The organism is Aeromonas sp. Prich7-2 (assembly GCF_017939255.1).
GTDB classification, from domain to species: domain Bacteria; phylum Pseudomonadota; class Gammaproteobacteria; order Enterobacterales; family Aeromonadaceae; genus Aeromonas; species Aeromonas caviae.
The window spans coordinates 76,745-103,189 of the sequence record NZ_JAGKRI010000004.1 but is presented as its reverse complement, the minus strand read 5'-3'; the positions used below and the strand labels follow the sequence as shown (position 1 = coordinate 103,189).

Annotated in this window: 25 protein-coding genes, 1 tRNA gene and 1 rRNA gene; 16 read left to right on the top strand and 11 right to left on the bottom strand. The window is 62.0% G+C overall.

The genetic code is table 11. The features are described 5' to 3' along the window. Window positions 1–113 (top strand): 5S ribosomal RNA (rrf, locus tag J9892_RS01050); the annotation flags it as partial. A 98-nt stretch (window positions 114–211) separates the two neighbouring features. Next, a tRNA-Asp gene (locus J9892_RS01045) sits at window positions 212–288 on the top strand. 1,308 nt (window positions 289–1,596) lie between these two features. Here J9892_RS01045 and J9892_RS01040 read toward each other — a convergent pair. The 5 genes from J9892_RS01040 to J9892_RS01020 all read right to left on the bottom strand — a co-directional run bounded on the left by J9892_RS01040 (window position 1,597) and on the right by J9892_RS01020 (window position 6,681). Further along, a complete protein-coding gene (locus J9892_RS01040) occupies window positions 1,597–2,583 on the bottom strand; it encodes a WYL domain-containing protein (RefSeq protein ID WP_029313511.1) in 987 nt (328 codons plus the stop codon). Between the two features lie 286 nt (window positions 2,584–2,869). Continuing rightward, window positions 2,870–3,256, bottom strand: coding sequence for a SirB2 family protein (locus J9892_RS01035; RefSeq protein WP_201957131.1), 387 nt, complete (start codon window positions 3,254–3,256; stop codon window positions 2,870–2,872). Beyond that, window positions 3,253–5,109: a monovalent cation:proton antiporter-2 (CPA2) family protein gene (locus J9892_RS01030; protein WP_210537908.1), complete on the bottom strand. Its 1,857-nt coding sequence runs from the start codon at window positions 5,107–5,109 to the stop codon at window positions 3,253–3,255. Before J9892_RS01030 ends, J9892_RS01035 begins: the two co-directional genes overlap by 4 nt. Before the next feature lie 70 nt (window positions 5,110–5,179). Then, window positions 5,180–5,779, bottom strand: coding sequence for an NAD(P)H-dependent oxidoreductase (locus tag J9892_RS01025; RefSeq protein WP_041212184.1), 600 nt, complete (start codon window positions 5,777–5,779; stop codon window positions 5,180–5,182). 59 nt (window positions 5,780–5,838) lie between these two features. Next, entirely contained in the window at window positions 5,839–6,681 is an 843-nt protein-coding gene (locus J9892_RS01020) for a LysR family transcriptional regulator (RefSeq protein ID WP_041212185.1), read from the bottom strand. 140 nt (window positions 6,682–6,821) lie between these two features. On the opposite strand from J9892_RS01020, the gene J9892_RS01015 reads away from it, so the two are divergent. From J9892_RS01015 to J9892_RS00990, 6 genes are all read left to right on the top strand, one after another. Beyond that, the gene (locus J9892_RS01015; RefSeq protein ID WP_210537906.1) at window positions 6,822–7,544 is read left to right on the top strand and encodes an SDR family oxidoreductase; all 723 of its coding nucleotides are present in this window, start codon (window positions 6,822–6,824) and stop codon (window positions 7,542–7,544) included. A gap of 76 nt (window positions 7,545–7,620) precedes the next feature. Further along, window positions 7,621–7,944, top strand: a complete 324-nt coding sequence (locus J9892_RS01010; RefSeq protein WP_210537904.1) for a hypothetical protein — start codon at window positions 7,621–7,623, stop codon at window positions 7,942–7,944. 45 nt (window positions 7,945–7,989) lie between these two features. Next, complete coding sequence (locus J9892_RS01005) at window positions 7,990–8,421, top strand: DUF411 domain-containing protein (protein ID WP_010672577.1); 432 nt, start codon at window positions 7,990–7,992, stop codon at window positions 8,419–8,421. Window positions 8,422–8,709: 288 nt separating this feature from the next. After that, on the top strand, window positions 8,710–10,875 hold the full coding sequence (locus J9892_RS01000; protein WP_053288048.1) for an oligopeptidase B: 2,166 nt from the start codon (window positions 8,710–8,712) through the stop codon (window positions 10,873–10,875). A gap of 547 nt (window positions 10,876–11,422) precedes the next feature. Next, a complete protein-coding gene (locus J9892_RS00995; RefSeq protein ID WP_045523000.1) occupies window positions 11,423–12,394 on the top strand; it encodes a TAXI family TRAP transporter solute-binding subunit in 972 nt (323 codons plus the stop codon). Between the two features lie 87 nt (window positions 12,395–12,481). Continuing rightward, window positions 12,482–15,046, top strand: coding sequence for a TRAP transporter permease (locus J9892_RS00990; RefSeq protein ID WP_210537902.1), 2,565 nt, complete (start codon window positions 12,482–12,484; stop codon window positions 15,044–15,046). 88 nt (window positions 15,047–15,134) lie between these two features. On the opposite strand, the gene J9892_RS00985 is transcribed toward J9892_RS00990, so the two are convergent. Next, window positions 15,135–15,293 carry a hypothetical protein gene (locus J9892_RS00985; RefSeq protein WP_005332188.1) on the bottom strand — a complete coding sequence of 53 codons (159 nt, stop codon included), beginning with the start codon at window positions 15,291–15,293 and terminating at the stop codon, window positions 15,135–15,137. Window positions 15,294–15,465: 172 nt separating this feature from the next. On the opposite strand from J9892_RS00985, the gene J9892_RS00980 reads away from it, so the two are divergent. Then, window positions 15,466–16,092: a lysoplasmalogenase gene (locus tag J9892_RS00980; RefSeq protein ID WP_042864577.1), complete on the top strand. Its 627-nt coding sequence runs from the start codon at window positions 15,466–15,468 to the stop codon at window positions 16,090–16,092. Window positions 16,093–16,152: 60 nt separating this feature from the next. Here J9892_RS00980 and J9892_RS00975 read toward each other — a convergent pair whose 3' ends face one another. Both J9892_RS00975 and J9892_RS00970 read right to left on the bottom strand, forming a co-directional pair. Continuing rightward, window positions 16,153–17,706 (bottom strand): DHA2 family efflux MFS transporter permease subunit, encoded by a 1,554-nt coding sequence (locus J9892_RS00975; RefSeq protein WP_010672584.1) that lies wholly within the window; start codon window positions 17,704–17,706, stop codon window positions 16,153–16,155. Then, window positions 17,706–18,758, bottom strand: coding sequence for an HlyD family secretion protein (locus tag J9892_RS00970; protein ID WP_045522985.1), 1,053 nt, complete (start codon window positions 18,756–18,758; stop codon window positions 17,706–17,708). The genes J9892_RS00975 and J9892_RS00970 overlap by 1 nt, the downstream gene beginning before the upstream one ends. A 97-nt stretch (window positions 18,759–18,855) precedes the next feature. Here J9892_RS00970 and J9892_RS00965 point away from each other — a divergent pair, with 97 nt between their 5' ends. Both J9892_RS00965 and J9892_RS00960 read left to right on the top strand, forming a co-directional pair. Further along, window positions 18,856–19,758 carry a LysR family transcriptional regulator gene (locus J9892_RS00965; protein ID WP_210537900.1) on the top strand — a complete coding sequence of 301 codons (903 nt, stop codon included), beginning with the start codon at window positions 18,856–18,858 and terminating at the stop codon, window positions 19,756–19,758. A 240-nt stretch (window positions 19,759–19,998) separates the two neighbouring features. After that, window positions 19,999–20,313: a DUF2007 domain-containing protein gene (locus J9892_RS00960; protein ID WP_010672587.1), complete on the top strand. Its 315-nt coding sequence runs from the start codon at window positions 19,999–20,001 to the stop codon at window positions 20,311–20,313. Between the two features lie 15 nt (window positions 20,314–20,328). On the opposite strand, the gene J9892_RS00955 is transcribed toward J9892_RS00960, so the two are convergent. Then, a complete protein-coding gene (locus tag J9892_RS00955; RefSeq protein WP_128271424.1) occupies window positions 20,329–21,612 on the bottom strand; it encodes a dicarboxylate/amino acid:cation symporter in 1,284 nt (427 codons plus the stop codon). Between the two features lie 207 nt (window positions 21,613–21,819). Here J9892_RS00955 and J9892_RS00950 point away from each other — a divergent pair, with 207 nt between their 5' ends. Next, window positions 21,820–22,065 carry a YecH family metal-binding protein gene (locus J9892_RS00950; RefSeq protein WP_069785473.1) on the top strand — a complete coding sequence of 82 codons (246 nt, stop codon included), beginning with the start codon at window positions 21,820–21,822 and terminating at the stop codon, window positions 22,063–22,065. 101 nt (window positions 22,066–22,166) lie between these two features. Next, the gene (locus J9892_RS00945) at window positions 22,167–22,766 is read left to right on the top strand and encodes a YhgN family NAAT transporter (RefSeq protein ID WP_010672590.1); all 600 of its coding nucleotides are present in this window, start codon (window positions 22,167–22,169) and stop codon (window positions 22,764–22,766) included. Window positions 22,767–22,826: 60 nt separating this feature from the next. On the opposite strand, the gene J9892_RS00940 is transcribed toward J9892_RS00945, so the two are convergent. Further along, window positions 22,827–23,804 carry a LysR substrate-binding domain-containing protein gene (locus J9892_RS00940; RefSeq protein ID WP_069785474.1) on the bottom strand — a complete coding sequence of 326 codons (978 nt, stop codon included), beginning with the start codon at window positions 23,802–23,804 and terminating at the stop codon, window positions 22,827–22,829. A gap of 292 nt (window positions 23,805–24,096) precedes the next feature. Between J9892_RS00940 and tatA the strand changes: the two genes are divergently transcribed. The 3 genes from tatA (at window position 24,097) to J9892_RS00925 (ending at window position 26,212) form a co-directional block, all read left to right on the top strand. After that, complete coding sequence (tatA, locus tag J9892_RS00935) at window positions 24,097–24,261, top strand: twin-arginine translocase TatA/TatE family subunit (protein ID WP_010672592.1); 165 nt, start codon at window positions 24,097–24,099, stop codon at window positions 24,259–24,261. Between the two features lie 10 nt (window positions 24,262–24,271). Continuing rightward, complete coding sequence (locus J9892_RS00930; RefSeq protein WP_010672593.1) at window positions 24,272–24,574, top strand: YfcZ/YiiS family protein; 303 nt, start codon at window positions 24,272–24,274, stop codon at window positions 24,572–24,574. 216 nt (window positions 24,575–24,790) lie between these two features. Then, window positions 24,791–26,212 carry a lytic transglycosylase F gene (locus J9892_RS00925; RefSeq protein WP_010672594.1) on the top strand — a complete coding sequence of 474 codons (1,422 nt, stop codon included), beginning with the start codon at window positions 24,791–24,793 and terminating at the stop codon, window positions 26,210–26,212. A gap of 5 nt (window positions 26,213–26,217) precedes the next feature. Here J9892_RS00925 and J9892_RS00920 read toward each other — a convergent pair whose 3' ends face one another. Further along, on the bottom strand, window positions 26,218–26,379 hold the full coding sequence (locus tag J9892_RS00920; protein ID WP_010672595.1) for a hypothetical protein: 162 nt from the start codon (window positions 26,377–26,379) through the stop codon (window positions 26,218–26,220). Window positions 26,380–26,445: the final 66 nt, after the last annotated feature.

The following is a 26,445-nucleotide window of genomic DNA, read 5'->3' as shown; positions in this document are numbered from 1 at the left end:
TGGCGGCAATAGCGCAGTGGAACCACCTGACCCCATGCCGAACTCAGAAGTGAAACGCTGTAGCGCCGATGGTAGTGTGGCATTCGCCATGCGAGAGTAGGACACTGCCAGGCACCCAATTAAACGGTGATGTGAAGAATCACATGGCTGGCTGCGAGGATGACACCTCACAAACAAGCAGCAAAAGATTTAGCGAAAGCTAACCGAATGCGGAGCGGTAGTTCAGTTGGTTAGAATACCGGCCTGTCACGCCGGGGGTCGCGGGTTCGAGTCCCGTCCGCTCCGCCACTAAATTGAAAGGCCTTCCCTGACGGGAAGGCCTTTTTGCTTTCTGACATTTACCCAACCCCTCATCCTCAGTGCCAGGTGGCTTGGCCGGGTTATCCTCACCTCCCTACACGACCATCTCCGCCGAATGGCATCCACGCTTCATTCGTGGTCACACATATAGACAGTTCAGGGATGACTCAACAATCTGCCTGGCGGAGCAGAAGCCAGTGGCCATTGTTACCTGGAATCAGTCGCCAGGAGCACTCTGGCTGGTTGGCCGCGGCTGATCTGCTGCGCTCTGAGGGCCTAGTGGATATCGCTGAGTATAGATGAGGGAGGGCGGAGGAAAGGCAAGGAGCGCTACTGTGGCTGCCTCTGGTGGGTATACAAACAGGTTATCAGTGATGCAGATGGCGTGATGTAGGCAGGATCGCTCAGGCTGATTCCATTTTCTGTTGTGTCGCGGGCATGGGGTGCACAAAAGAAAAGGGGACAGCAGATGCTGTCCCCTCAAGTCATTTCGTCCATTCCCTGAACTGCCATGCTCCCTGCAATCCTTGACGCTATCCTTTCCTTTGGAAATTCCCCTTCCCAATCCGTTGGGGTGTCCTGTGGCCTTCCTAGCCTGGCAATCTGTCCTGATTGCTTCACCCTCTCCTTCCTGGAGGTGTCCATTACCACATCCCGTGGTGTTCCTGCGTCATCCTGACTGATAACCATCCTGGCTATCACGCTTCATCTTGAAGCTGTTCCTGACCGCGTCTTGCGGTGTCCTTTCATCCTTGATGAGCGACAATCCGTGCCACTCAACCTCATCCTGAGGTATCCAACTACCGCATCCTGCGGTTGTCCTGTCGATCCTTGTGATAACCATCCTGGCTATCAACCCCATCCCGAGGTGTTCCTTGCCCACATCCTGCAGGCTATTCCTTGTTTATGCGCTGTTTCTGCATCCTGCCGAATCAGCTCGTCCTTGTGAGACCCATACTAAGGCAATTACGGGCTCGAACAAGGTGTGCATTCGGCTTGGATTCCGTGACATCCGGTGCAGAAATGGGCTTGTGTGGAATATTATCTACGTTTATCAGTTACTTAGATAGTTTCCATGGAAAGCATACCCAGTGCGGGATGGCTTCACGTACGGTTCAACACTGAGGGGTCTTACAGGGGGAATGGCAGATCTCTTACAAGCAGAAATCGGTAGGAAAACGATGGTGCAGCCGCTTCAATCAGGGGTGTAAGAGTTCAAAATTAATTGAATACTTATGCTTTAAAAGTAGACAAAAGCCGAGATAAATCTCGGCTTTGTATTGTCTGCTGGTTTCTTTAGCTGACCCTTGTCCCAGGAGTCGGGTAGGCCTTGCGCAGTGATTCGGGTGCAAGTACCTCCAGGTTGCCGCTCATGTTGTTCAGCCAGGAGCGGAACTCGGGCGTATCTTGCACTTCGGTCTCCACCACCACGCTGCGCTTGTCGTAACGGGTCATACGCGGGTTATGTCCCGGGATTTGTCCATCGATCAGGGTCGGGCAGTTGGCATCGATGCGCCCGACGAAGCGGATCGGACCGCTGACGTCCTGATAACCCTGGTCGCGGATTAGCTTCTGGATATTGAAGTCCTTCGGCTGGGTCGCGCTGAAGTTGGTCAACTCCACGTTCTTGATGTGATCGAACGGAATGCCGTAGACCTTGGGATCCAGCTCGGAGAGGGTACAGAGCAGGATGGGGCCATCGGGCTGGTTCAGGATGCCGAGGGGATTGATGCGGTCATAGCAGAGCCAGACAGTACGCTCCTTGATGACACGCTGGATCTCGGCGCTGAACTTGCGGCCACGCCAGAGGGCGTCGCGGATCAGGGTGCTGCGGCGGATCTCCGGATTGCCGGCGAAGGGGCGAGGTGACTGGTGCACGCTCTCCAGCCAGCGCTCGGCCAGTTCGCTCTGGCTGTCGCGGATCACCTGACCAGCCTTGTCGATCAGCGGGTTCAATTCGGTCAGCACGCTTGCCGGCAACAGTTGGCTTGCCTGGTCGCTCCAGGTTTTCAGGGCCACTGCCAGCGAGAGCGGCATGATGTTGGCAAAGTCATTGAGACCATGGCGCTCGAAGCACCAGCCATGAGGCTTGCTGCGCTCATCGGAGGTGAGGTCGAACAGTCCCATGCCGGACATCTCTTCCAGGTCCCGTTGCACGGTACGGAGACTGACGTGAATGCCTTCCTCTTCCAGTTTTACCTGGAGTTGGCTGGCGGTCAGCTTGTAAGGGCGGTGCGGGATGCAACGCGCCAAGGTCAGTTGTCGTAACAGCTTCTTACTCATGGTGCATGCCTTCACTGGTTTAGCGTTGAGTGTATCCTAGCCATGGCCTGCGACAGTCTATGTCGCAAGTTTTGCTGCGACAACTGTCGCCATTTTCATACATGAAGAAACAAGGCATTGATAAATAAAACAAAATAGCAATGAAAAGGGGTTGTTTGAGCCTTTTTTTATTGAAAACAAGTCTTGCGAGGATGCTCGCGACCAGGGTGACAGGAAGGAAATGGAAGCAGTAAGGAGGGGGAAGGTGGGAAGGAGGTGGGGGACGGGCCCCCACCTCGACACGTCGTTATGTCAGCCAGGACCAGGCTGATTTGGTGATGGCTGCGCCCACCATGTAGCCGAATACTGCGAGAGCGGCCACTCCGGCCACCAGCTTCTGACCGCGGGCAGGGCGCTTGAGCGCCATGACGCCCAGGCCGATGTAGATCACCAGGGCAATCAGCTTGGCCATCAACCAGGGCTGCTGGCTAGGGCTCATCTGCAGGGTCACCGCCAGCAGCACGCCAAACAGCAGCAGGAAGGTGTCGTTGATGTGGGGCAGCACCTTCAACCATTTCTGTTGCAGCCGCCCGCTGCCCGCCAGCGCCAGGCTCCAGCGGTAGAGGAAGAGCAGCAGGCTGACCAGGGCCAGGGTCATGTGAAGGTGTTTGAGCATGGGGTAATAGGCAATCATGTTGCTTCCTTGTCGTTGTCGGGCAGACCGCTGTTCCATTGATGGGCGTGGGTACGCTCCTGTCCTTCCTGATCGTCTTGCAGCAGGTCGGAGAGGATGTCGCGGTATTGCAGGCTCTTGTTGATATAGGTGTGCTCGTCGTCCAGGTAGTTGACCTGTTCCCGCAGCAGCCGGTTGTCATACTGCTTGAACATCTGCCCCGCACGCCAGGCCTGATTGGCCCTGAATCCCAAGAGGGTGAGTGCTTCTACCCCAAGATCCACGGCCGACCCCAGGGTTTCGCGGTGCACGCTGTCTATCCCGTGGCGCAGGATCTCGTGGGCATGGGGTCTGTCCTGGGCACGGGCCAGTATTCTGAGGTGCGGGAAGTGCTTTTTCACCATCTCGATCACTTCGAGGGAGGTGGCCGGGTCATTGAGGGAGAGCACCAGCAGTTTGGCCTTGTGGGCGCCGGCCGCGTGCAGCAGGTCGAGTCGGCTGGCATCCCCATAAAACACCTGGTAGCCGTACTTTCTCAGCATCTCTATCTGGCTGGCATCCTGCTCCAGGATGGTGGTGCCAATACCATGGCCGTGGAGCAGGCGCCCCACTATCTGACCGAAGCGACCGAAGCCGGCGATGATGACCGGGTGTTCCACCAGCTCGGGCTGTTCATGTTCGGGGGTGTCACTCTGGTTGCGGTAGTCGAACCAGGGCTGGATCACCCGATCGTTGAGGATAAGCAGCAGCGGTGTCAGCGCCATGGAGAGGGCGACGACCAGAGTCAGCAGTGAGATGGTGCTGCCCGGCAGTACCTTGTTCTGGGCGGCGAACGAGAACAGCACGAAGGCGAACTCCCCGCCCTGGGCCAGGGCCAGGGCGAAGGTCCAGCGCTGGTTCGGGGAGAGGCGAATGACAAAGCCGAGCCCCATCAGCACCAGCCACTTGAGCACCATCAGACCGATCACCAGTGCCGGGATCAACAGGGGATGGGCGGCAAAGAGGCTGAAGTCGATGCCGGCACCCACCGACATGAAGAAGAGGCCGAGCAGCAGCCCCTTGAACGGCTCTATGTCTGCTTCCAGCTCGTGGCGGTATTCGCTGTCCGCCAGCACCACGCCGGCGAGGAAGGAGCCGAGGGCGGGGGAGAGACCGACGGATTCCATCAGCACGGCGATGGCGATCACCAGCAGCAGGGCGGCAGCGACGAAGATCTCCCGCATGTGGGACTGGGCGATGGCGCGAAACACCGGCCGCATCAGGTAATGACCACCCAGCACGATGCCGGCGATGGCGGCCACCACCAGCAGGCCGTGCTGCCAGCCTGCCAGCTCTGAGCTGCCGCTGCTGGCGACCGGCGCGATGGCCAGCAGCGGCAGGATCGCCAGGATGGGGATGACGGCGATGTCCTGGAACAGCAGCACGGCGAAAGCGGAGCGGCCGCTTTCGCTCTGCATCAGTTTGCGCTCCTGCAGGCTCTGCAGCACGATGGCGGTGGAGGAGAGCGCAAGAATAAGACCGATGGCGAGCCCCTGCTGCCAGGGCAGACCCAAAAGATAACCCACCCCGGTCAGGGCGACACTGGTGAGCAGCACCTGCAGACCACCGGTGCCGAGGATGGGCCCTTTCAGTTGCCACAACAGGGCCGGGCGCAGCTCCAGACCGACCAGAAACAGCATCAGCACCACCCCGAACTCGGCGAAGTGCATCACGTCTTTCTGCTCGCCCACCAGACCAAGCAGGAAGGGACCTATGATGATCCCCGCCAGCAGGTAGCCAAGGACGGAGCCCAGCCCCCACAGCTTGGCCAGCGGGACGGCGATCACCGCCGCCGAGAGGTAGATCAGGGCATCAAACAGCAATCCATGTCCCATCAGCGGCTCCTCCTTAACATGATGAATGCCGGTGAGGGCTGGCCGGGCCTGCGCCCGGATCGAGTGTGTGTCATGGGAGTACCCCCAGCAGATCGCGCAGATAGGGGCTCTCGGCCAGCTGGGCCGGGGTCAGCTGTTCGTCACGCAGGGCGCACAGCAGTTGGCGATAGTCCTGGCCGCAGCGGCGCAGCGCCTCGGGATCCTCGAGTTTGTGGAAGGAGTGCAGCACGAAAGGGGGCAGCCAGCGCATGCCGCACAGCTGTGCGGTCTGCTGGAAGGGGAGCAGGAAGTCGAGCAGCGGGCGCTGGTTGTAGCCGGCGCGGCAGTAGGATTCGGGGCCGCCCCCCGTGGTGATGGCGCTGAGCCACTGCTTGCCGTTGAGGGCATGGGCCTCGGGGCCGTAGGCATAGCCGTACTCCAGCACCAGGTCCATCCACTCTTTCATGATGGCCGGGCAGGAGTACCAGTAGAAGGGGTGCTGGAAGACGATGATGTCGTGCTCCGCCAGCAGGGCCTGTTCCCGTTTCACGTTGATGAACATGTCCGGATAGCGCTGGCAGAGATCGTGCAGGGTGATCCCCTCCAGCCCCTCGATGGCGTGCAGCAGTTGTTTGTTGGCCCGGGAACTCTGCAGCGCCGGGTGTGAAAAGATGACCAGAATGCGTTTCATGGGATTCCTGAAGAGGGTCTGCTGCCGGCACATGCGACAGACTGTGAGCTGAAACGTTATCAAGAAGCTCCCTGGCCCGCCAGTTCCGGGATCAGTGCGCGCAGCGCCGGATTCAGGGTCTGGTGGGCGGGGTAGCAGAGGCCGATGCGGCGGAACATCCGGGGGCCGCTCACGGGCAGGGTGCACAGGCCCGCTTCGTCCTCCACCAGCCCGTCGGGCAGGAAGCTGATGCCCACTCCGGCCAGCACCAGCGCCATCACTAGCCCCTTGCTCTCGGCCTTGGCCACCAGATTGAGGGTGAGCCGGTCACAGGCCAGCAGGCCTATGGTTTGCTGATGGGCTTCGCAGGGGGGACACTCAATGAAATCATGGTGTTGCAACTCAGCCAGCTCGATACGCGCCCTGCCCGCAAGAGGGTGTCCCCTGGGAACGCACAGCACGTACTCCTCTTCCCAGAGCGGCAGGAAGATCTCGTCCTCCCGGCGCAGGGCATCCAGGGTCAGCCGGCAGTCGGCCGGGGTGCCGTAATCGGAGAGGGTGAGATCCAGCTCGGGCAGCACCCCCTGCACCCGCCGAAGCAATCCCGCCAGCCGACGGCGGCTGAGGTCGGGCATGATGGCCATGTTGAGTCTCGCACGCGTCGCCTTCTGGCGAAACAGGGTCGGCAGGCGACGCGCCTCTTCCACCAGCTTGACGGCGTGGGGATAGAGATAGTGGGCCGGATCCTTCGCTTCCACCCCCTTCTTGCCCCGGATGAAGAGGCTGTCCCCCAGGCTCTCTTCAAGCTGGCGAAGGCCGGCGGAGAGGGAGGGTTGGCTCACGTGGCAGCGGGCTGCCGCCGCCGTGATGTTCTTCTCTTCATAGATGGCGATGAAGAAGCGCAGCAATCTCAGGTCCAGCATGGGGATACCATAGTTAATTCAGATGATAACCAGCGGAAAACTATATTTATCGCCGATGGATGTAGCGACTATAGTGACTGGGTCCCGTGCTGGCCAGCCCTTGTTTGACGCCCATTTCAACGCATCAGAAGGAAAACTCCATGTCCAAGTCCCTCGTGGTGATCACCGGCGCGTCCGCCGGGATCGGTGCCGCCATTGCCCGCGCCTTCTCCGCCGCCGGCCATCCGCTGCTGTTGCTGGCCCGCCGGGTCGAGCCCATGCAGGCGCTGAACCTGCCTGATACCCTCTGCATCGGGGTCGATGTCACCGACACCGCCGCCATGAAGGCCGCCGTGGCGCAGGCGGAGGCGCAATTCGGCCCGGTGGGATGTCTGGTCAACAATGCCGGCGTCATGCTGCTGGGACAGGCCGACGTGCAGGATCCCGCCGAGTGGCAGCAGATGCTCAACATCAACGTGATGGGGGTTTTGAATGGCGTGCATGCGGTACTGGCCGGCATGAAGGCCCGCCGCAGCGGCACCATCATCAACATCAGCTCCATCGCCGGTCGCAAGACCTTCCCGAACCATGCCGCTTACTGCGCCACCAAGTTCGCCGTCCACGCCCTGACCGAGAATATCCGGGAAGAGGTGGCCGATGTCGGCGTGCGGATGGTGACCATCGCTCCGGGCGCGGTGGAGACCGAGCTGCTCAGTCACACCACGGACGAGAGCATCAAGGCGGGCTATCACGACTGGAAGGAACAGATGGGAGGCGTCATTGCACCCGAGGTGATCGCCGACGCCGTGCTCTACGTCTGGCACCAGCCGGCCAACGTCTGCGTGCGGGAGATCGTGCTGGCGGCCACCCGCCAGCAACCCTGATGCAGACGGGGGAGGGGTTGACCCTCCCCCTGGGCCAAGGGTTACCATAGGCCCTCTTTCGTCATTGAGTCGTCTCATGGTCCTGACCCGTCGCCAACTCGCTCGCGCCCGCCGCTGGCTCCCCCTGTGGAGTCTGGTGCTGGTGCTGATGTCGTTTGGCAGCCGTGCGGCCACCGATCTCTGTACCCTGACGCCCCATTGCAGCCAGAGCGAGCGTACCCTGGAAAAAGCCATGCCCTGCGGCAGCTTCACCTCGGCGCTCTCCATGACGGTGCTCACCAGCGACAGCCTGACGGTTGCCCGGCTTGAGCCCGACAGGCCGACGTACCTCTCTCCCTCTCTGTTCATGCCGGAGGCGCCCCTGGAGCGTCTCGAGCGTCCGCCCCGTCACCACGGCTGAGTCGAGTTTCCCTTTCCGGGCATTTCTTCTTAACCGAGGTGAGATATGTACAAGTCCCTGTTACTGGCCGTGCTGGCCGGTACCGTCAGTTTTTCTGCTCTGGCAACCGGGCAGATGACCGTCTACAAGTCCCAGTATTGCGGTTGCTGCAAGACCTGGATCAAGCACATGGAAGAGAACGGCTTTGAGGTCAAGGTCGTGGAAACCGAGCAGCTTGACCCGATCAAGCAGCAGCATGGCATCACCCCGCAGCTGGCCTCCTGCCACACCGGGGTGGTGAACGGCTATGTGGTGGAGGGGCATGTGCCCGCTGCCGACGTGCAGAAGCTGCTCAAGGAAAAACCGGCGATCCGCGGTCTGACCATTCCGGGGATGCCCCAGAGTGCGCCGGGCATGGATATTCCGGGCCAGCCCTATCAGGTGCTGAGCATCAGTGACGAGGGCGCGACCAAAGTCTGGTCGAGCTACCCCGGCTGATGGATGCTGACCGTGAGCAGACACACTTCCATCATGTGAGGCACACCTGAGCGAACCCGTGTCGCCCACGGTCAGGGAGGAGGGCCGCCATCGCGAGATGGCGGCCCTTTTTCGTCGATTTGGGGGGTAATGTCCGGGGAGCCCTTGCAACCCCGGGCGACAAGGGGCAGATTGATCGCCAATTTTTATTTTCTCAGGGACGCTTTTCCCACTGCCTGCCGGTGTGCAGTCTGGATGCGTGCAGCACCAGCGGGAGGGGCGGCCCTGTGACAGCGCAAAGGATGCGACATGTTCACCTTTTCCCGGGGGTTGCTGCTGGCTTGCCTGCTTGCTGCGCCCTGTTCCCATGCCAACGAAGAGTCCGCCATGCCTACAAGCGATACTTCCACCCAGCCTGTCATTGTCCCCCCGGTGGCTGCCAAGCACCCCCATACCCTGAAAAAACACGGGGACACGCGCGTCGACAACTACTATTGGCTGCGCGATGACGAGCGGCAGAAGCCCGAGGTGCTGGACTATCTCAAGGCCGAGAATGCCTACACCGAGGCCATGCTCGCACCGATCAAGCCGCTGCGCGAGCAGCTCTACAAGGAGATGGTGGCCCGTATTCCCCAGCAGGACGAGTCTGTCCCCTATGTGAAGAACGGCTACCGCTATCAGACCCGTTACGAGCCGGGCAAGGAGTACGCCATCTACTCCCGCAGCAAGGTGGAAGGGGACGGGGCGCCCACCCTGCTGCTGGATGGCAACCAGCGCGCCGAAGGCCACGAGTTCTATGCCCTGGGGGCGCTCGAGGTGAGCCGCAACAACCGCTGGCTGGCGGTGGCGGAAGATTATCTCTCCCGCCGTCAATACAGGATCCAGTTCCTCGATCTGGAGAGCGGCGCCTGGGCCGCCGACACCCTCGAGAACACCTCCGGCAACCTGGTGTGGGCCAACGACAGCAAGACGGTCTTCTACGTGCGCAAGCACCCCAAGACCCTGCTGCCCTACCAGGTCTATCGCCACGAGCTGGGCACGGACCCCGCGAAGGATATCCTGGTCTACGAGGAGAAGGACGACTCCTTCTATGTGAGCCTCTACGCCACCACCTCGGAAGATTTCATCGTCATCTCCCTCTCCAGCACCACCACCAGCGAGGCGCGCCTCATTGATGCCAATGTGCCGGGCCAGACGCCACGCCTGTTCCTGCCCCGCCAGGTGGATCACGAATACAGCCTGGATCACTACCGCGGTCGCTTCTATGTGCGCTCCAACAAGGACGGCAAGAACTTCGGCCTCTACGAGACCAAGGAGAGCCCGGTGGATCGCTGGAAGGCGGTGATCGCCCCCAATCCGGACGTGCTGCTGGAGAGCTATGCCCTGTTCAGGGACTGGCTGGTGCTGGAGGAGCGCAGCCAGGGGTTGACCCGGTTGCGTCAGGTCAACTGGCAGAGCGGCGAACAGAAGGAGATCGCCTTCGACGATCCCGCCTATGTCACCTGGCTTGCCTACAACCCGGAGCCGGACACCAGCGCCCTGCGCTATGGCTACTCCTCCATGACCACGCCGTCCTCCACCTATGAGCTCGACATGGACAGCGGCAAGCGGACTCTGCTCAAGCAGCAGCCGGTGGCGGGCTTCGTGCCTGCGCAATATGCCAGCGAGCGGCTCTGGATCACCGCCCGTGACGGCGTAGCCGTGCCGGTGTCGCTGGTCTATCGCAAGGACAAGTTCAAGAAGGCAGGGGGGGGGGCAGGCACCAATCCCCTGCTGGTCTACGGCTATGGCTCCTACGGCGCCAGCATGGACCCGGACTTCAGCAGCTCACGCCTGAGCCTGCTGGACCGGGGCTTCGTCTACGCCATCGCCCATATCCGGGGTGGCGAGGAGCTGGGCCGCACCTGGTATGAAGAGGGCAAGCTGCTCAAGAAGCAGAACACCTTCAACGACTTCATCGACGTGACCGAGGCGTTGGTGGCGCAAGGCTACGGCGCCAGGGATCAGGTCTATGCCATGGGGGGCAGCGCCGGCGGTCTGCTGATGGGGGCCGTCATCAACCAGGCGCCCCAGCTCTATCGCGGCGTGGTGGCCCAGGTGCCCTTCGTCGACGTGGTCACCACCATGCTGGACGAGTCCATTCCCCTCACCACAGGGGAGTATGACGAGTGGGGCAACCCGAACAAGAAGCGCTACTACGACTACATGAAGGCCTACAGCCCCTACGATCAGGTCAAGGCCCAGGCCTACCCGAATCTGCTGGTGACCACGGGGCTGCACGACTCCCAGGTGCAGTACTGGGAGCCGGCCAAGTGGGTGGCCAAGCTGCGTGAGCTGAAGACGGACGACAACCAGTTGCTGCTCAGCACCGACATGGAGGCCGGTCATGGCGGCAAGTCGGGCCGTTTCAAGGCCTATGAGGACATCGCCCTGGAGTTCGCCTTCATTCTGGAGCTGGCTGGCAGCAAGGCGTGATGGCCGGGCCCAAATGAAATCAGCTTGTTACCAAACCCCGTTCCGGCAGCCCCGGATCGGGGTTTTTGCATCTTGGCGACAAAAACGTCATTAACGTCGTGTTTATGCTGTTCAGTATGCATTTCGCAATATAACGGACCAGGTTTCTAATCCTTGCCAGTCAAGGGTTGCGAAAGAATCTGGGCGTGTTTTTTATTGCTTCCCTTTGATAGTTCATGTAATTAATCAGCCCTTGAGAAATGAATGATCCGCTTCAAACTTCTCGCTATTTAAATCCGCCATTTTGCTGTTTTGTTTGATTTATGTTGGTGTTATGTGCTTAATCGGAGCGTTAATGCTTTTGAACTGACCCGTTTCTGGTCAGATCACCTCCGATCGGCATGACGCTGATTATCTCACCGCAGGATGATGGTGGCTTCTGGAAGGGCGCGTGCCGCTCGACCATTTCCTCGTACGAGGTCGTATAGGCGAACCCAGTCTTGATGCGGGTCTGTCTCATATTCTCCCGGGAAACGGGTGAAATAAATCAATGAAAAGGATGAAGAACATGAAAGGATTATCCTTGGCGTGCGCCTTGTCGGCGGCTCTGGTCGGTGTGTCGTTTGGTGGTCCGGTGCAAGCGCAGGAGCGCTTCGTGACCATAGGCACCGGCGGTCAGACCGGCGTCTACTACGTGGCGGGCCAGTCCATCTGCCGCTTCCTCAACCGCGGCGCCGCCGATCACCAGATCAAGTGCAACGCCCCGGCCAGTGGCGGCGGTGTTGCCAACGTCAACGGCATCCGCTCCGGCGAATTCAACTTCGGCATCATGCAGTCCGACCACCAGTACAAGGCGATGAAGGGCGTCGAGCCGTTCAAGGCCGAAGGTCCGATGGATGACATCCGCGCCGTCTTCTCCCTGCAGAGCGAAGTGTTCACCATCCTGGCCCGCAAGGACGCCAAGGTAGCCAGCTTCGACGACCTGAAGGGCAAGCGTGTCAACATCGGCAACCCGGGTTCCGGTCAGCGTGACACCTTTGAAGAGATCATGGCCGTGAAGGGCTGGGACAAATCCGCCTTCAGCCTGGTTTCCGAACTGAAACCCGCCGAGCAGGCCTCTGCCCTGGGTGACAACAACATCGATGCCATGAGCTACTTCGTCGGCCACCCGAACGGCGCCATCCAGGAAGCCTCCACCACCACGGACACCGTGCTGGTGCCGGTCACCGGCCCCGAAATCGACAAGCTGCTGGCCGAGAAGAGCTACTACAGCAAGGCCGAGATCCCGGGTGGTCTCTACAAGGGCAGCCCGAACCCGACTCCGTCCATCGGTGGCAAGGCGGTGCTCTCCACCAGCGCCAAGGCTGACCCGGAAGTGGTCTACCAGCTGGTCAAGTCCGTGTTCGACAACCTGGACCGTTTCAAGCGCCTGCACCCGGCCTTCGCGGATCTGAAGGAAGCCGACATGATCAAGGTGGGTCTCTCCGCTCCGCTGCATGAAGGCGCTGTGCGTTACTACAAGGAACGTGGCTGGATGTAATCCGGCTGCGTCTTCGGATGTGCCCCGGACTCGCTCCTCCTTCGGGGGAGCGAGTCTCATTTATTGCAGTACCTACAGAGTCACACTATGCAGCAAACACAACAACAAGAGGCGTTCTCGGCCGAGGAGCTGATCGCCCAGGACGTCGGCGCCAGGCTGCCCGTCGGCCCCATGAGCTGGATCATCGCGGGTCTTGCGCTGATCTGGTCCCTGTTCCAGCTCTGGATTGCCTCGCCGCTGCCCTTCTCCCTTGGCATCGGCGTCCTCAACGACACTGAAACACGCTCGATTCACCTGGCCTTCGCCATCCTGCTCGCCTACCTGGTGTTCCCCGCCATGCGCAGCTCACCGCGAGACAGGGTTCCCCTTGCCGACATCGCCCTCGGCCTCGTCGGTGCCGCCGTCGCCAGCTATCTGTTCGTGATGTACCAGGAGCTTGCCCAGCGTCCCGGCAACCTGACCACCATGGACTTCGCGGTGGCCTGCGTCGGCATCCCGCTCCTGCTGGAAGCGGCCCGCCGCGCCCTGGGCCCGGCCCTGGCGGTCATCGCCATCGTCTTCCTGGCCTACAGCCTGGCCGGTCCCTGGATGCCTTTCCTGCTGGCCCACCGCGGGGTGAGCCTGCATGCGCTGGCCAACCACCAGTGGATCACCACCGAAGGGGTGTTCGGCATCGCCCTTGGGGTCTCCACCAGCTTCGTCTTCCTGTTCGTGCTGTTTGGCGCCCTGCTCGAGCGCGCCGGTGCGGGCCATTACTTCATCCAGCTCGCCTTCAGCCTGCTGGGTCACCTGCGCGGCGGCCCGGCCAAGGCGGCTGTGGTCGCCTCGGCCCTGACCGGCGTCATCTCCGGCTCCTCCATCGCCAACGTGGTGACCACGGGCACCTTCACCATCCCCATGATGAAACGGGTCGGTTTCTCCAAGGAGAAGGCCGGCGCGGTGGAAGTGGCCTCTTCGGTCAACGGCCAGATCATGCCGCCGGTCATGGGGGCTGCGGCCTTCCTGATGGTGGAGTACGTGGGCATCCCCTATGTGGAGATCATCAAGCACGCCTTCCTGCCGGCGGCCATCTCCTACATCGCCCTGCTCTACATCGTGCACCTCGAGGCGCTCAAGCTCGGGATGCAGCCCATCGGCAACCGTCAGCCGCGCCCCTGGCTGCGTCGCCTGACCGGCTTCGCCTTCGGTGCCGCCCTCATCAGCGGCCTCTCCATGGCGGTCTACTACGGTCTGGGCTGGCTCAAGCCGGTACTGGGTGACTATGCCCTGCCGGGGATCAGCGTGCTGCTGGCCGTCGCCTATCTCGGACTGCTGAAGATCGCCGCGAGCAACGCGCCGCTGCCGGCGGAAGACCCGGACAAGCCGCTGGACGAGCTGCCCGAGACCCGCGCCGTGCTGCTCTCCGGCCTGCACTTCCTGCTGCCCGTGGTGGTGCTGGTGTGGTGTCTGATGGTGGAGCGCCTCTCCCCCGGCCTGTCGGCCTTCTGGGGTTCGGTGATGCTCATCATCATCCTGCTGACCCAGCGACCGCTGCTGAACTGGCTGCGCACCGACGGCAAGCATGACTACGGCTCCTTCACCGATGGCGTGGTGGACCTGCGCGAGGGGCTGATTGCCGGTGCCCGCAACATGATCGGCATCGGCATTGCCACCGCCACTGCCGGCATCATCGTCGGGGCCGTCTCCCAGACCGGCGTCGGCCTGGTACTGGCGGATCTGGTGGAGTTCCTCTCCATGGGCAACCTGCTGCTCATGCTGATCCTCACCGCGCTGCTGAGCCTCATCCTCGGCATGGGGCTGCCGACCACCGCCAACTACATCGTGGTATCGAGCCTGCTGGCGCCGGTGATCGTCACCCTGGGTCAGCAGAACGGCCTCATCGTGCCGCTCATCGCGGTGCACCTGTTCGTCTTCTACTTCGGCATCATGGCGGACGTGACCCCGCCGGTGGGGCTGGCCTCGTTCGCCGCGGCCGCCGTCTCCAAGGGCGACCCCATCAAGACAGGGATCACGGCGTTCTACTACAGCCTGCGTACCGCAGCGCTGCCGTTCCTGTTCATCTTCAACACCGATCTGCTGCTCATCAACGTGGACTTCGCCCATGGCGTGCTGATCTTCATCGTGGCCACCATCGCCATGCTGATCTTCGCTGCCGCCACCCAGGGCTTCTTCCTGGTGAAGAGCCGCTGGTACGAGAGCGTGCTGCTGCTGCTGGTGGCCTTCACCCTGTTCCGTCCAGGCTTTTGGATGGATCTGCTGCACGACCCGTATCGCGACACCGCCCCGGCCGAGCTGGTCCAGACCATGGGGCAGGTGGAGGCTGAAAGCACCCTGCGCCTGCGTATGGAAGGGGAAGATGCGGTGGGCAAGTTGCGCCGCTTCACCGTGCTGCTGCCGGTGCCTTCGGGCGTCAGTGGTGAGGAGCGTCTGGCCAAGCTGGGGATCCAGACCTATGAGCAGGACGGCAAGATCCTGATCGACACCGTCACCTTCGGCAGCCAGGCCGCCGATTTGGGGCTGGAGATGGATCAGCAGATCCTGAGCGTCAAGGCGCCCACCGAGCGCTGGCCCAAGGAGCTGATGTGGCTGCCGGGCTTCCTGCTGTTCGGGGCCGTGGTCTGGCTGCAACGCCGCCGGGTCGCTCGACCCTGATCATCACCCAATAAAAAACGGCGCCTTCGGGCGCCGTTTTTTATGCTGGGCTGTGATGCCGGCCGCTTCGGGCCATCAGTCCAGGGCATCAGTTGGACTGGGTCTGCTTCTGTTTTTGCAGTTGGTCGAGGGTCTGCTGCTCCTGCGGGCTGAGGCCAAGCTGCTCGCAGGCCTGTTCAAAGCTGATGCCAAGATGGCACATCATGATGTCGATAGCGGGCAGGTAGTTGGTCATAGCGTCTTCCATGGTGATCCTCCAGAACTGTCTCTTATGCCCGAGGGCGGGGATGGGGGCAATTAGACTTTAGGTGTAGGGTGCCATCTGCTTCAGCCTCTGCCACTGGCCGGGGGAATTTGCTACTCTTGCGGGCACTAAAGAGGTTGCCGCCCCAGGGTGAGCAGCCGGTGAGGAGCAGGGCATGTTATTGAGTTTCTTGATCATCGCATCGGGCTGGTGGCACATCCGCGCGGCTTACGGCTCAGACTCCCGTCAGTTCTACATCAGCAAACCCCTGACCATGCTGTTCATCATCGCCCTGGCGTTTGGCTACCAGAGCGACGATCACAACGGCTCCCACGCCTGGATCCTGCTCGGTCTCTGCCTGTCGCTGGCGGGGGACGTGCTGCTGATGCTGCCACGGGATCGCTTCATCCAGGGGCTGGCGGCATTTCTTGTCGCTCACCTCTGCTACATCGTCGGTTTCGCCCAGGGGCCCCTGGTGCTCAAGCTGGTGGACGGCCTGCTGCTGTTGCTGGTGGCCGGCATGGTGTTCGGGCTCTTGTGGGGCCAGCTCGGCGAGATGAGGATCCCCGTCTTCTGCTACATGCTGGTGATCATCGCCATGGCCTGGGTGGCCGCCGGTGCCTGGCATGCCTCTCTCACTGCCGGCAGCGCCGCCGCCCTGGTGGGGGCGCTGATGTTCCTCTTCTCCGACAGCATGCTGGCGCTGGACAGATTCCGCCGCCCCTTCCCCCATGCCACGGCCTGGATCATGAGCAGCTACTTCGCGGCACAGTTCCTGATCGCCGCCTCCCTGGCGGGCTGACCGGCGGGCAGCCATGAAAAACGGGCCTTCTGGCCCGTTTTGCTATGTGATCCCCACCTTTCACGCCTCGACCGGTTCTGCGTCAGGGGCCCTCGGGGCCGGCTGCTTGAGCAGCAGCATCAGGGCGCTGGCGATCAGCAGGAAGATACCCATCACGTAGAACACCTGGTTGTAGGCCATGATGGCCGCCTCGCGGCTGATGGTGTTCGACAGCATGGCCCGGGCCTGCAACTGGGCCTGCTCCGGCCCGGCTCCCTGGGCCATCATGTTCTGGGCCAGCTGCATCAGATAGGCCTGCCCCTCGATGCTGGTGGCGGCCAGGGTGCTGCCGATCTGGCTGACATGAGTCCGGGTGTCGTTGTCGATCAGGGTGGCGATGATGGCGATGCCGAAGGCGCCCCCCAGGTTGCGCAGCACGTTGAGCAGGGTCGAGGAAGAGGGGATCTCGTCCGGCGTCAGGCTGGCGGTCGCCACCAGAGAGAGGGGCACCATGATGAAGGGCTGCCCCAGGGCCCGCACGATGAGGGACTGGATCAGCTGGGGCCCGGCGTAGTCGGCATTCATGTTCACGTTCATGAAGCAGCTGATGGCGAAGACCAGAAAGCCGAAGCTCACCAGATAGCGCGGATCTATCTTGTGGGTCAGCTTGGGCACCAGGGGGAGCACCAGCAACTGGGGCAACCCCATCCACATCAGCACTTCACCGATTTCCAGGGCGTTGTAATTGTGGATCTGGGTCATGTAGAGGGGCAGCACATAGATGGAGCCCATCAACCCCATACCGAGCACCAGGTAGGCGAAGCAGGCCAGCGCGAAGCGCGGGTTGTGCAGCAGCCGCAGGTTGACCAGGGGGTGGCGGCGCAGCAACTGGCTGATGACGAAGAACACCAGGGCCACCACCGAGATGACGGTGAGCCGCACGATGAAGCTCGAGCCGAACCAGTCCTCCCGGTTGCCCTCTTCCAGCACCACCTCCAGAAGGCCGAGACCCACCGCCATGGTGAGGATACCAATGAGATCCACCCGCTTGATCACCTCCCAGTCCACGGGCTTCCTGTCCAGCCCGTGGGCCAGCATGGCCATCACCAGCAGGCCGGGCGGCACGTTCAGATAGAAGATGTAGTGCCAGGACATCTGCTCCGTCAGCCAGCCCCCCAGGGTCGGGCCGATGGCGGGGGCGAAGGTGGCGCACAGGCCGAACAGCGCCATGCCGGTGGCTCGCTTGTGCAGCGGCAGCAGGCTGACGATGAGGGAGAAGGCCATGGGGATCAGGGCCCCGCCGGTAAAGCCCTGCAGCGCCCGAAAGACGATCATGCTGGTGAGGTTCCAGCTGAACGAGCAGAGTACGGAGGCGACGATGAAGGCGCCCGTGGTCCACAGCAGGTAGCGCCGCACGCTCAGTCCCCGGCTCAGCCAGCCGCTCAGCGGAATGGCGATCATCTCCGCCACCAGATAGGAGGTGGAGATCCAGGAGCTCTCGCTCAGGGTGGCCGAGAGCGCCCCCTGAATGTCTTTCAGGGAGGCGTTGGTGATCTGGATGTCGAGGATGGCCATGAAGGCGCCGATGAGGCCCCCCATGACCGCGATCCAGTTGCGACGTGGTATGGCGTCCATCAGTGGGCGGCCACCACGGGATCAGGGGTGCGGGTGTCGACGATCACCTCGGTGGAGAGGCCGGGCAGCAGCTTGCCCGCCAGGGCGCCCGGATCCGGGATGCTGATCTTGACCGGCACCCGCTGCACGATTTTGGTGAAGTTGCCGGTGGCGTTCTCCGGCGGCAGCAGGGCGAACTTGGCGCCGGTGGCCGGAGAGAGGCTGTCGATGATCCCCTCGACCGGTTGATCCGGATAGGCATCCAGGATCACCTCCACCTTCTGGCCCGGCTGCATGTGCTGCAACTGGGTCTCCTTGAAGTTGGCCTCGACCCACACCTGGCTCAGGGGCACCAGGCTGGCCACCTGCATACCGGACTGGACGTAGAGCCCTTCCCGCAGGCTGCGCTTGCCGATGATGCCGTCAGCGGGGGCTCGCAGCTCGGTGTAGCCGAGTTCCAGCCTGGCCTGTTCGAGCTGGGCCTCGCTCAATGCTAGCCTGGCCTGGTTCTGCTTGGCTTCGGCATCCAGCACCAGCAGCCGCTCGCGGGCGGCCTGCAAGGCGGCTTTGGCCTCCAGTGCCTGGGCCTGGTTGACCTGCAAGCCAGCACGCACCTCGTCCAGGCTGTCCTGGGAGCTGTAGTGACGCTCATTGAGCTGGCTGACCCGGCGCACCTGCTGCTGGGCCCGGACCTGCTCGGCATTGGCCGAGCTGACTTTTGCCTCGGCCTGGCGGATGAGGCTCAACTGCTGGATACGGGTGGCGGCGAGGTTATCCGCCGTCGCCTGGTTGAGGTGCAGATCGGCCTCGGCCTCCGCCACCTTGGTCCTGTACTCGCGGTCGTCGAGCCGGGCGATGAGCTGGCCGGCCTTCACCGCCTGGTTGTCGGTCACCAGTACTTCGCTGATGTAGCCGGAGAGCTTGGAACCGATGCCGGTCACCTCGCTTTGCAGGTAGGCGTTGTCGGTGCTCTCGAAGTAGCGGCCATGCAGATACCAGTAACCGGCAAACAGCAGGCCGAGCAGGGCCAGCACCAGGGCGGCCAGCAGGGGGATCTTCTTGTGTTGACTCATGATATTGGTTTTCCTGAACTGTGGCGGGCAGGCTAACATCGTGCAACTGTTTCGATTAGTATCCATTCATGAGATATACAGTTTCACTGGTGAAACAATGGACCTGAATGCTGCCTTAATCCTCGTTCGTATCGTCGACAAGGGCTCCTTTACCGCCGCAGCCCAGGAGCTGGGCATGACCAAGGCGACGGTGAGCCGCCGCATCGCCGAGCTGGAGCAGCGTCTCGGCGCGCGGCTGCTCTATCGCTCCACCCGGCAGCTCACCCTGACGGAAGCCGGTGAACAATATTATCTACGCTGCAGCAAGGCGGTGGAGGAGCTGGCCCAGGCCGAGCTGATGCTCAGTGCCAGCCAGCAGGAGGTGACGGGGACCCTCAAGCTGGCGGTGCCCATCGAGACGGGGCAGCTGGTGGTGGGCAGGCTGGTGGCGAACTTCCTGCAAGCCTATCCGGGCATGAAGGTGGAGCTGGAGCTGACCAACCGCATCGTGGATCCCATCAGCGAGGGGCTGGATGCCATCGTGCGGGTCGGCGACATGAGCGACTCCAACCTGGCTGCGCGGCGTCTCTGGAGCACCGAGCGGCTGCTGTGCGCCAGCCCGGACTATCTGGCGCGCCACCCGGTGATCCAGAGGCCCGCCGATCTGGTGCATCACGAGCGGATCGCGGTCAGCACGGGGTTCCTCGCCTCGCACTGGTGTTTCGAGCTGGATGATCGCGAAGTGCTGGTGGATCCCCCGTCCCGCTTCCAGGTCAACAACATCACCTGCGCCAGGGAGGCGGCGAAGGCGGGGCTGGGGCTGGCTTCCCTGCCCGCCATGCTGTGCCATGATGAGCTGGCGAACGGGACGCTTGTCTCCTTGCTGTCGGAGTGGCAGCAACCCAGGGTACCCATCTACCTGCTGTTTCCCGAGCGGCGCCTGATGCCGCGCAAGCTGAGGGCATTCATCGATTTTCTGGTGGCCAACGGCCCGGCTTACGGCATCGACAAGCTGCTGTAAGGGTTTCGAGGACAACGTATGGAGCGGTGGATGAATCTGTATCGGGCATCTCACTCCCGGAAGATGCTCGCCCTGGAATGATGGTAGTGCTGGTGATGACGGCACTGGCAAGGGTTTCGAGGACAACGTATGGATCAGTGGATGAATCTGTATCGGGCATCTCGCTCCCGGAAGATGCTCGGCCTGGAATGATGGTAGTGCTGGTGATGATGGCACTGGCAAGGGTTTCGAGGACAACGTATGGATCAGTGGATTAACTTGTATCGCGCCTCTCACTCCCTGGAGGCGCATGCCCTGAAAGGGGCCTTGGAGGTAGAGGGAGTCAGGGTGCGCCTCAGCGGCGAAGGGCTCTCCGGCGCGCTCGGGGAGCTGCCGGTGGATCTGCTGCAAGTGACCCTGATGGTGAACGAGCGGGATCGTCAGCGGGCGGGCCGGATCATCGAGCGCTACCAGCAGCGCCAGGGCAACGGCTGGCTGTGCGGCCAGTGCGGAGAGGAGAACGGCGCCAACTTCGATATCTGCTGGCGCTGCCATCACGATCCCCAGGATCATTGAACGCCCCTCGCGCCCTCAGCGCAGGGTGAAGTCGATGTCATCCCCCGCATGGGCATCGTGGTAGGTGGCGAGATCCAGCTCCTTCTCGCTGCGGGCGATGAGCACGGAGACCAGGATGTCGCCGGAGACATTGACCGTGGTGCGCGCCATGTCGAGGATCCGGTCTATGCCGGCGATGAGTGCCACCCCTTCCAGCGGCAGTCCCACGGCAGTGAGGGTCAGGGTCAGCAGCATCAGCCCGGTACCGGGTGTGCCCGCCGTGCCGATGCTGGCCAGCGTGACGATGCTGATGATGGTCAGGTAGTCCACCAGATGCAGATCCACCCCGAAGGCCTGGGCCACGAACAGGGCGGTGACCCCCTGATAGAGGGCGGTGCCATCCATGTTGATGGTGGCACCGATGGGCAGCACCTTGGCGGTGATGGCGGGGGAGACCCCGAGCCTGCGTTCGGCGCAGGCCAGGCTGATGGGCAGGGTGCTGCTGCTTGAACTGCTGGTGAAGGCTACCGCCTGGGCATCGACGATGCTCTTGAAGTAGTGCAACGGGTTGAGGCGCGCCATCAGGAGCAGCAGGCCGCTGTAGACGCCGAGCACGTGGAGCAGGCAGCCGAGGTAGACGGCGCCGATCACCTTGAGCAGCGGCAACAGCAGGCTGACGCCGTACTTGCCGGTCATCCAGGCCATCAGGGCGCAGACGCCATAGGGGGCCAGCGCCATCACCATCTGGGTCAGCTTGAACATTCCCTCTGCCAGGGAGGTAAAGAACAGGATGGCGGGGCGGCCGCGTCGTCCGGTGGCGTTGAGGGCGAGAGCGAGGGCCACGGCGAACACGATCACCTGCAATATCTTGCCATCGCCCATGGCCTGCACCGGGTTGCGCGGCACCAGGTGGCTCAGCACGCTGGCCAGGGTAGGTTGCTGCGCCATGGCGCCCCGTTCATAAGGACCCATGTTGGCGCCCATGCCCGGTTCCAGCAGCCAGCCCATCATCAGGCCGATGCAGATGGCGACGGCGGTGGAGCAGAGATAGAAGCCGATGGCCTTGCCGGCGATGCGGTCGAGCCGCTTGCCCTTGAGCAGGGCGGTGAGGCCTGCCAGGACGGAACAGAAGATGAGGGGCACCATCAGCATCTGGATGGTGTTGACGAACAGGACGCCGATGGGCTTGAGCAGCAGGGCCTGCTCGCTGAAGCAGAGCCCCAGACCTATCCCGGTCAGCATGCCGAGCAGGGTCTTCAACCAGAGCGGGCGACGGGTCCAGATCCGCCAGGGTTTGAAGACCAATCCATGGAACAGCATGACGCCAATGTCCTTATTTCTGTCTGCGGTGGCAAAAAGGGGCGACAGTGTAGCCATCCCCCCGTCAGGTTGCCACATTATCGACAAAGCGGCGCTCACGACCAGCCCGCTGGCGTTAAAAAAGGCGTTTTGTTGGCCTATATCAAGAACCCTCTCCGGGCTTCGGGCTTTAATTGTCATCTGACATGATGATTAAAGAGGTTCGAGATGTCCCAATCGATACACGGTCACGAAGTGATGGAGATGATGCTGGAGCAGGAGAGTCCGTTTACCCGGGCCAGCCTCAGGGCGGCGATCGCCTCGCGCTTCGGTGCCGAGGCCCGGTTCCACACCTGCAGCGCCAGCGAGATGGACGCTGACGCCCTGATCGACTTCCTGGCCAGGCGCGGCAAGTTCATCGACTCGGAGTCAGGGTTCCAGACCCGCGCCGACAAGATCTGCAGCCACGGATGATCGCCAGCGGCGAGCGCGGTGGGGCGCTCGCCGAATCCCGCCACCTTTGTTATATTTCGCCCTCCTTCCCCTCTTGTTGAAAGGTTCTGCTCGGGCGCTCTATGGACACATTCTCCGCTGCCGTCATGCTGTTTCTGATCATGGATCCGCTGGGCAACCTGCCGGTCTTCCTCTCCATCCTGCGCCATGTCGACCCCAAGCGTCGACGCAAGGTGATGCTGCGGGAGCTGTTGTTTTCACTGGTGATCATGATGGGCTTCCTGTTCGCCGGTCAGCAGATCCTGAGCTTCCTCAACCTGCGTCAGGAGGCGGTCAGCATCGCGGGGGGCATCATCCTCTTCCTCATCGCCATCAAGATGATATTCCCGAGCCCCGGTGGCGTGACCGGGCTGGCGGCGGGGGAGGAGCCCTTCCTGGTGCCCATGGCCATCCCCATGATTGCGGGCCCCTCCATCCTGGCTTCCCTGCTGCTTCTGGCCAACCAGGAGCCGACCCGGATGGTGGACTGGTCATTGGCCCTGCTGATGGCCTGGGGGGCCAGCGCCGTGATCCTGATGTTCTACGAGCTGTTCAACAAGCTGCTGGGTGAGCGAGGACTCACCGCGGTGGAGCGGTTGATGGGCATGCTGCTGGTGATGATCTCGGTGCAGATGCTGCTGGATGGGGTGCACCATTATCTGGCGGTGACGGGTCAGAACTGACGGGGCGAATGCTGATGTCAACGTGAAACGGGGCTTCTTGAGCCCCGTTTTTTTTGCGCGTCAGGCGGCAGCGGCCGGGCCATCCGCCGAGGTTTCCAGCTTGCCCATGATGAGGGCGAGCAGGGTCTCCCGCAGCCAGCGATGGCCCGGATCCTCCTCGTGGCGCTGATGCCAGATGAGCAGGTGGGAGATGCTGTCCAGGGCGATGGGCAGCGGCAGCGGCACCAGGGGATAGACCTGGGTGGCGTGGCGGGCGTAGAGGCGGGAGAGGGTCACTATCATGTCCGAGTGCATGCCCATGCGCAGGGCCGCCTCGAAGGAGGGGACGGTCGCCTCGATCCGGCGATAGAGATCCTGCTCCGCCAGCTTGTGATCCAGCATCCAGCGATCCCGCCCTTCGCAGTAGGTCTGCACATGGGGGTAGGCGAGGTAACGGGTGAGATCCCACTCGGGCTCCTGCAAGGCAGGGTGATCCCGCTGTACCAGGCAGGTGAGATCGTCGATGGTGAGCAACCGCTGGCAGATGGCGTTGGGCAGGGTGTCGAGGCGAAAATCCGAATTGATGCAGTTCTCCCGCACCGTGAAGGCGATATCCACCTGGCCCTGGCTCATCTCGGTCAGGCTGTGTTCGGTCCACTCCTCGTAGCGCAGGCGGATGCCAGGGGCCTGACGCTTCAGTTCGCTCAGGTAGAGGGGGGCAAACAGGGTGAAGGCGCTGTCCATGCTGGCGATGACGAACTCCCGCTCCGTGCTGGCGGGATCGAAGTCCGGCGGCTGGATCAGGTTGTCCAGGGAGAGCAGTATGGGCTGCAGTTGCTGCTGGAGATCCAGGGCGCGGGGAGTGGGATCCATCCCGTAGGCCGAGCGCACGAACAGGGGATCGTCAAAGGTCTCCCGCAACCGTCCAAGGGCCTTGCTGACGGCGGACTGGCTCAGGTGCAAACGGCGTGCAGCCCGGCTGCCGTTGCGCTCTTCCAGCAAGACTTGCAGGATTATCAACAGATTAAGGTCTATGCGTGCAAGCTGTTCCAGCAACATGATATGAATCCTCTTCAATTCCTAGATGAATATATACCATTTGTTTTCATATCTTGGCGATCCTATGCTCGACGGGTCTCTCGCCCTGGTGGCGGCTGGTACAGGATGTAGCGGTTGAGGGGACAAGTAGCACCGACTCATACGGCGGCCCATGGTCGCCGTATTTTTTTGCGCCTCGTCGCCGTTTTTGCGCAATTTTTTCGCCAACTTGCACCGGCCTTGATTTTGCCCAACAATCGATACGCTTTCTTTTGATACAACCTCCAGGTATCTAACAGTCAGGAGTCTCCCTATGGGACTGGGTGGCATTCATATCTGGCATCTGCTGATCCTGCTCGTGGTCGTCGTCGTGGTGTTTGGCAGCAAACGCCTGGCTGGCGCCGGTGAGGATCTGGGCACTGCCATCAGGGATTTTCGCAACGCCTTGCGCGACGATGACAATATCCGGAATAAGTAGGAGTGAACGTATGTCTGTAGACGAGAAAGTGGAACTGAACGAGACCTGTGACAGTTGCGGCTGTTTCGCCGAAATTGGCACCATCATCGGCGAAGGTGACGACGTCATGGAGCTGGTGATCGAGGCCGCGGCCGAAGCCGACGCCCGCGAGAAATTTGCAGCTTACGAGGCGCTGGCCAAGCAGGTCACTGCCGAAGCCAAAAGCAGCAGCGAGCTGAGCCGGGGCCCGGATGGCGTGATCCTGAAGGCCCGCCTGCAATTCACCTGCACCGCCGAGAAGCTGATCTTCGAGATGCGCGCCCGCTCCCTCTGAGATCGTGATGACACGGCAGGCTTGCCTGCCGTCTTGCTCTGCCCCTCGCTTTTTCCCTCCCTTTGCGTTGTATAGTGAGTTATCCCACGGACGATCCGTTTTCCGTCCGGCATGCGCCGATCGGCAGAAGATCCCGCGACGCCCCATGACTTGGCGCAGGCGCCTTCTCTGACAGACCCGACGGTGCGCACCGGCCCACAGCGAGGTGGTTAAATCATGATGCGGCGATGGATCTGGGCCCTGCTGGCTCTCTGCTCTCTCCCTCTGCTGGCGGCGGATCTCAAGCCGCAGTTGCTGCCCCAGGCCGGTGATCTCGAACACATCCTGCAAAAAAAAGAGCTCAGGGCCCTGGTGGTCTATGAGCGGGGGTTTTTCTTTTTCGACAAGGGAGCCCAGTACGGCATCCTGGTCAATCAGCTTCAGGGATTCGAGCGCTGGTTGAACCAGACCTACCTGGCCAAGGAGAAGCTCAAGCTCAAGATCATTTATATCCCGGTGCGCCAGGACAAGCTGCTGGACTATCTGGCCGAGGGGCGCGGGGATCTGGTGGCCGCCAACCTGACGGTCACCCCCACCCGGCGCGAGCAGGTGACTTTCTCCCAGCCGCTGATCGCCCCCATCGAGGAGTGGGTGGTGAGCCAGCGGGAGCTCCCTGCCTTCAATCGCATCACCCAGCTGTCCGGCCGGCGGATCTGGGTGCGCGCCAGCTCCAGTTATTTCGAGAGCCTGCACCAGCTCAACTGGCTGTTTCGGGAGCTGGGGTTGCCCCCGGTCTACATCGAGACGGTTCCCGAATACCTGCAGGACGGGGACCTGCTGGAGATGGTGTCAGCCGGGATCATTCCGCTGACGGTCACCGACAGCTTCAAGGGGCGGATCTGGCTCGACATGATTGGCGGTCTCAAGGCCCACAGGCTGATACCGCTGCGGGACAAGGGGCGCAGCGCCTGGGCCCTGCGCAACAACAGCCCGGAGCTGCTCAAGGCGGTGAACGCCTACATCTCGGAGTCGAGCAAGCGGACCCTCTACAGTGACATGACATTGCGCCGCCTGCTGGCGCAGAGCGACCGCATGAGCAACATACTGGCGCCGGACCCGCTGGGGCGCCTGTCGACCATTCGCAAGGTACTGGAGGCCCAGGCGGACAAGTATCAGCTGGACTGGCTGATGCTGGCCGCGCTGGCTTACAAGGAGTCGGGGCTCAATCCCAATGTCGGCTCTCACCGGGGGGCCGTCGGCATCATGCAATTGCTGCCGAGCACCGGCAAGGAGGTGGGGATCCGCGGCGCCAGACTCACCAGTCTGGAGGGCAATGTGGAGGCGGCCTGTCGCTACATGCGGCTCATCCTGGACACCTACTTCAATGATCCCGGGATGGACAGGCTCAATCGCCATCTGTTCGCCCTGGCCGCCTACAATGCGGGTCCGAACCGTGTCCAGGCATTGCAGGCCAAGGCGGCCGACAAGGGGCTGGATCCGAACGTCTGGTTCGGCAACGTGGAGCAGCTGGTGGCCAACGACGTGGGCCAGGGGCCCATCAACTACGTTGGCACCATCTACAAATACTACGTGGCCTACCGTTTCAGCCTGCCCCAGCTGGAGGGCAAGTCAGAGGCCATCGAGGCGGTGCAGCCCTGAGCCTGTCAATGCTGGCCGGGGAGGGGATCCTCGTGATGCTGCGCAAGGGGTTCCCAGCCCAGATCCCGGTGCTGCTGGTACCAGGGCATCAACAGCCTGGCCGGGGTGGGATCCGGTTGGCTGGCATGAGGTCTCTGACTGAGGGAGGGGTGGTCGCGCAGTTCCATCATCGGCTCCTTGACAGTGGGCTATCGGGGCGGTTGTCTGGGTTATGCCACCACCAGATGACAGGG

What these genes read in the sequence shown, in the direction of transcription:
- J9892_RS01040 (WP_029313511.1), bottom strand. Translation starts at nt 2,583, where the DNA reads ATGAGTAAGAAGCTGTTACGACAACTGACCTTGGCGCGTTGCATCCCG.
- J9892_RS01035 (WP_201957131.1), bottom strand. Translation starts at nt 3,256, where the DNA reads ATGATTGCCTATTACCCCATGCTCAAACACCTTCACATGACCCTGGCC.
- J9892_RS01030 (WP_210537908.1), bottom strand. Translation starts at nt 5,109, where the DNA reads ATGGGACATGGATTGCTGTTTGATGCCCTGATCTACCTCTCGGCGGCG.
- J9892_RS01025 (WP_041212184.1), bottom strand. Translation starts at nt 5,779, where the DNA reads ATGAAACGCATTCTGGTCATCTTTTCACACCCGGCGCTGCAGAGTTCC.
- J9892_RS01020 (WP_041212185.1), bottom strand. Translation starts at nt 6,681, where the DNA reads ATGCTGGACCTGAGATTGCTGCGCTTCTTCATCGCCATCTATGAAGAG.
- J9892_RS01015 (WP_210537906.1), top strand. Translation starts at nt 6,822, where the DNA reads ATGTCCAAGTCCCTCGTGGTGATCACCGGCGCGTCCGCCGGGATCGGT.
- J9892_RS01010 (WP_210537904.1), top strand. Translation starts at nt 7,621, where the DNA reads ATGGTCCTGACCCGTCGCCAACTCGCTCGCGCCCGCCGCTGGCTCCCC.
- J9892_RS01005 (WP_010672577.1), top strand. Translation starts at nt 7,990, where the DNA reads ATGTACAAGTCCCTGTTACTGGCCGTGCTGGCCGGTACCGTCAGTTTT.
- J9892_RS01000 (WP_053288048.1), top strand. Translation starts at nt 8,710, where the DNA reads ATGTTCACCTTTTCCCGGGGGTTGCTGCTGGCTTGCCTGCTTGCTGCG.
- J9892_RS00995 (WP_045523000.1), top strand. Translation starts at nt 11,423, where the DNA reads ATGAAAGGATTATCCTTGGCGTGCGCCTTGTCGGCGGCTCTGGTCGGT.
- J9892_RS00990 (WP_210537902.1), top strand. Translation starts at nt 12,482, where the DNA reads ATGCAGCAAACACAACAACAAGAGGCGTTCTCGGCCGAGGAGCTGATC.
- J9892_RS00985 (WP_005332188.1), bottom strand. Translation starts at nt 15,293, where the DNA reads ATGGAAGACGCTATGACCAACTACCTGCCCGCTATCGACATCATGATG.
- J9892_RS00980 (WP_042864577.1), top strand. Translation starts at nt 15,466, where the DNA reads ATGTTATTGAGTTTCTTGATCATCGCATCGGGCTGGTGGCACATCCGC.
- J9892_RS00975 (WP_010672584.1), bottom strand. Translation starts at nt 17,706, where the DNA reads ATGGACGCCATACCACGTCGCAACTGGATCGCGGTCATGGGGGGCCTC.
- J9892_RS00970 (WP_045522985.1), bottom strand. Translation starts at nt 18,758, where the DNA reads ATGAGTCAACACAAGAAGATCCCCCTGCTGGCCGCCCTGGTGCTGGCC.
- J9892_RS00965 (WP_210537900.1), top strand. Translation starts at nt 18,856, where the DNA reads ATGGACCTGAATGCTGCCTTAATCCTCGTTCGTATCGTCGACAAGGGC.
- J9892_RS00960 (WP_010672587.1), top strand. Translation starts at nt 19,999, where the DNA reads ATGGATCAGTGGATTAACTTGTATCGCGCCTCTCACTCCCTGGAGGCG.
- J9892_RS00955 (WP_128271424.1), bottom strand. Translation starts at nt 21,612, where the DNA reads ATGCTGTTCCATGGATTGGTCTTCAAACCCTGGCGGATCTGGACCCGT.
- J9892_RS00950 (WP_069785473.1), top strand. Translation starts at nt 21,820, where the DNA reads ATGTCCCAATCGATACACGGTCACGAAGTGATGGAGATGATGCTGGAG.
- J9892_RS00945 (WP_010672590.1), top strand. Translation starts at nt 22,167, where the DNA reads ATGGACACATTCTCCGCTGCCGTCATGCTGTTTCTGATCATGGATCCG.
- J9892_RS00940 (WP_069785474.1), bottom strand. Translation starts at nt 23,804, where the DNA reads ATGTTGCTGGAACAGCTTGCACGCATAGACCTTAATCTGTTGATAATC.
- tatA (WP_010672592.1), top strand. Translation starts at nt 24,097, where the DNA reads ATGGGACTGGGTGGCATTCATATCTGGCATCTGCTGATCCTGCTCGTG.
- J9892_RS00930 (WP_010672593.1), top strand. Translation starts at nt 24,272, where the DNA reads ATGTCTGTAGACGAGAAAGTGGAACTGAACGAGACCTGTGACAGTTGC.
- J9892_RS00925 (WP_010672594.1), top strand. Translation starts at nt 24,791, where the DNA reads ATGATGCGGCGATGGATCTGGGCCCTGCTGGCTCTCTGCTCTCTCCCT.
- J9892_RS00920 (WP_010672595.1), bottom strand. Translation starts at nt 26,379, where the DNA reads ATGGAACTGCGCGACCACCCCTCCCTCAGTCAGAGACCTCATGCCAGC.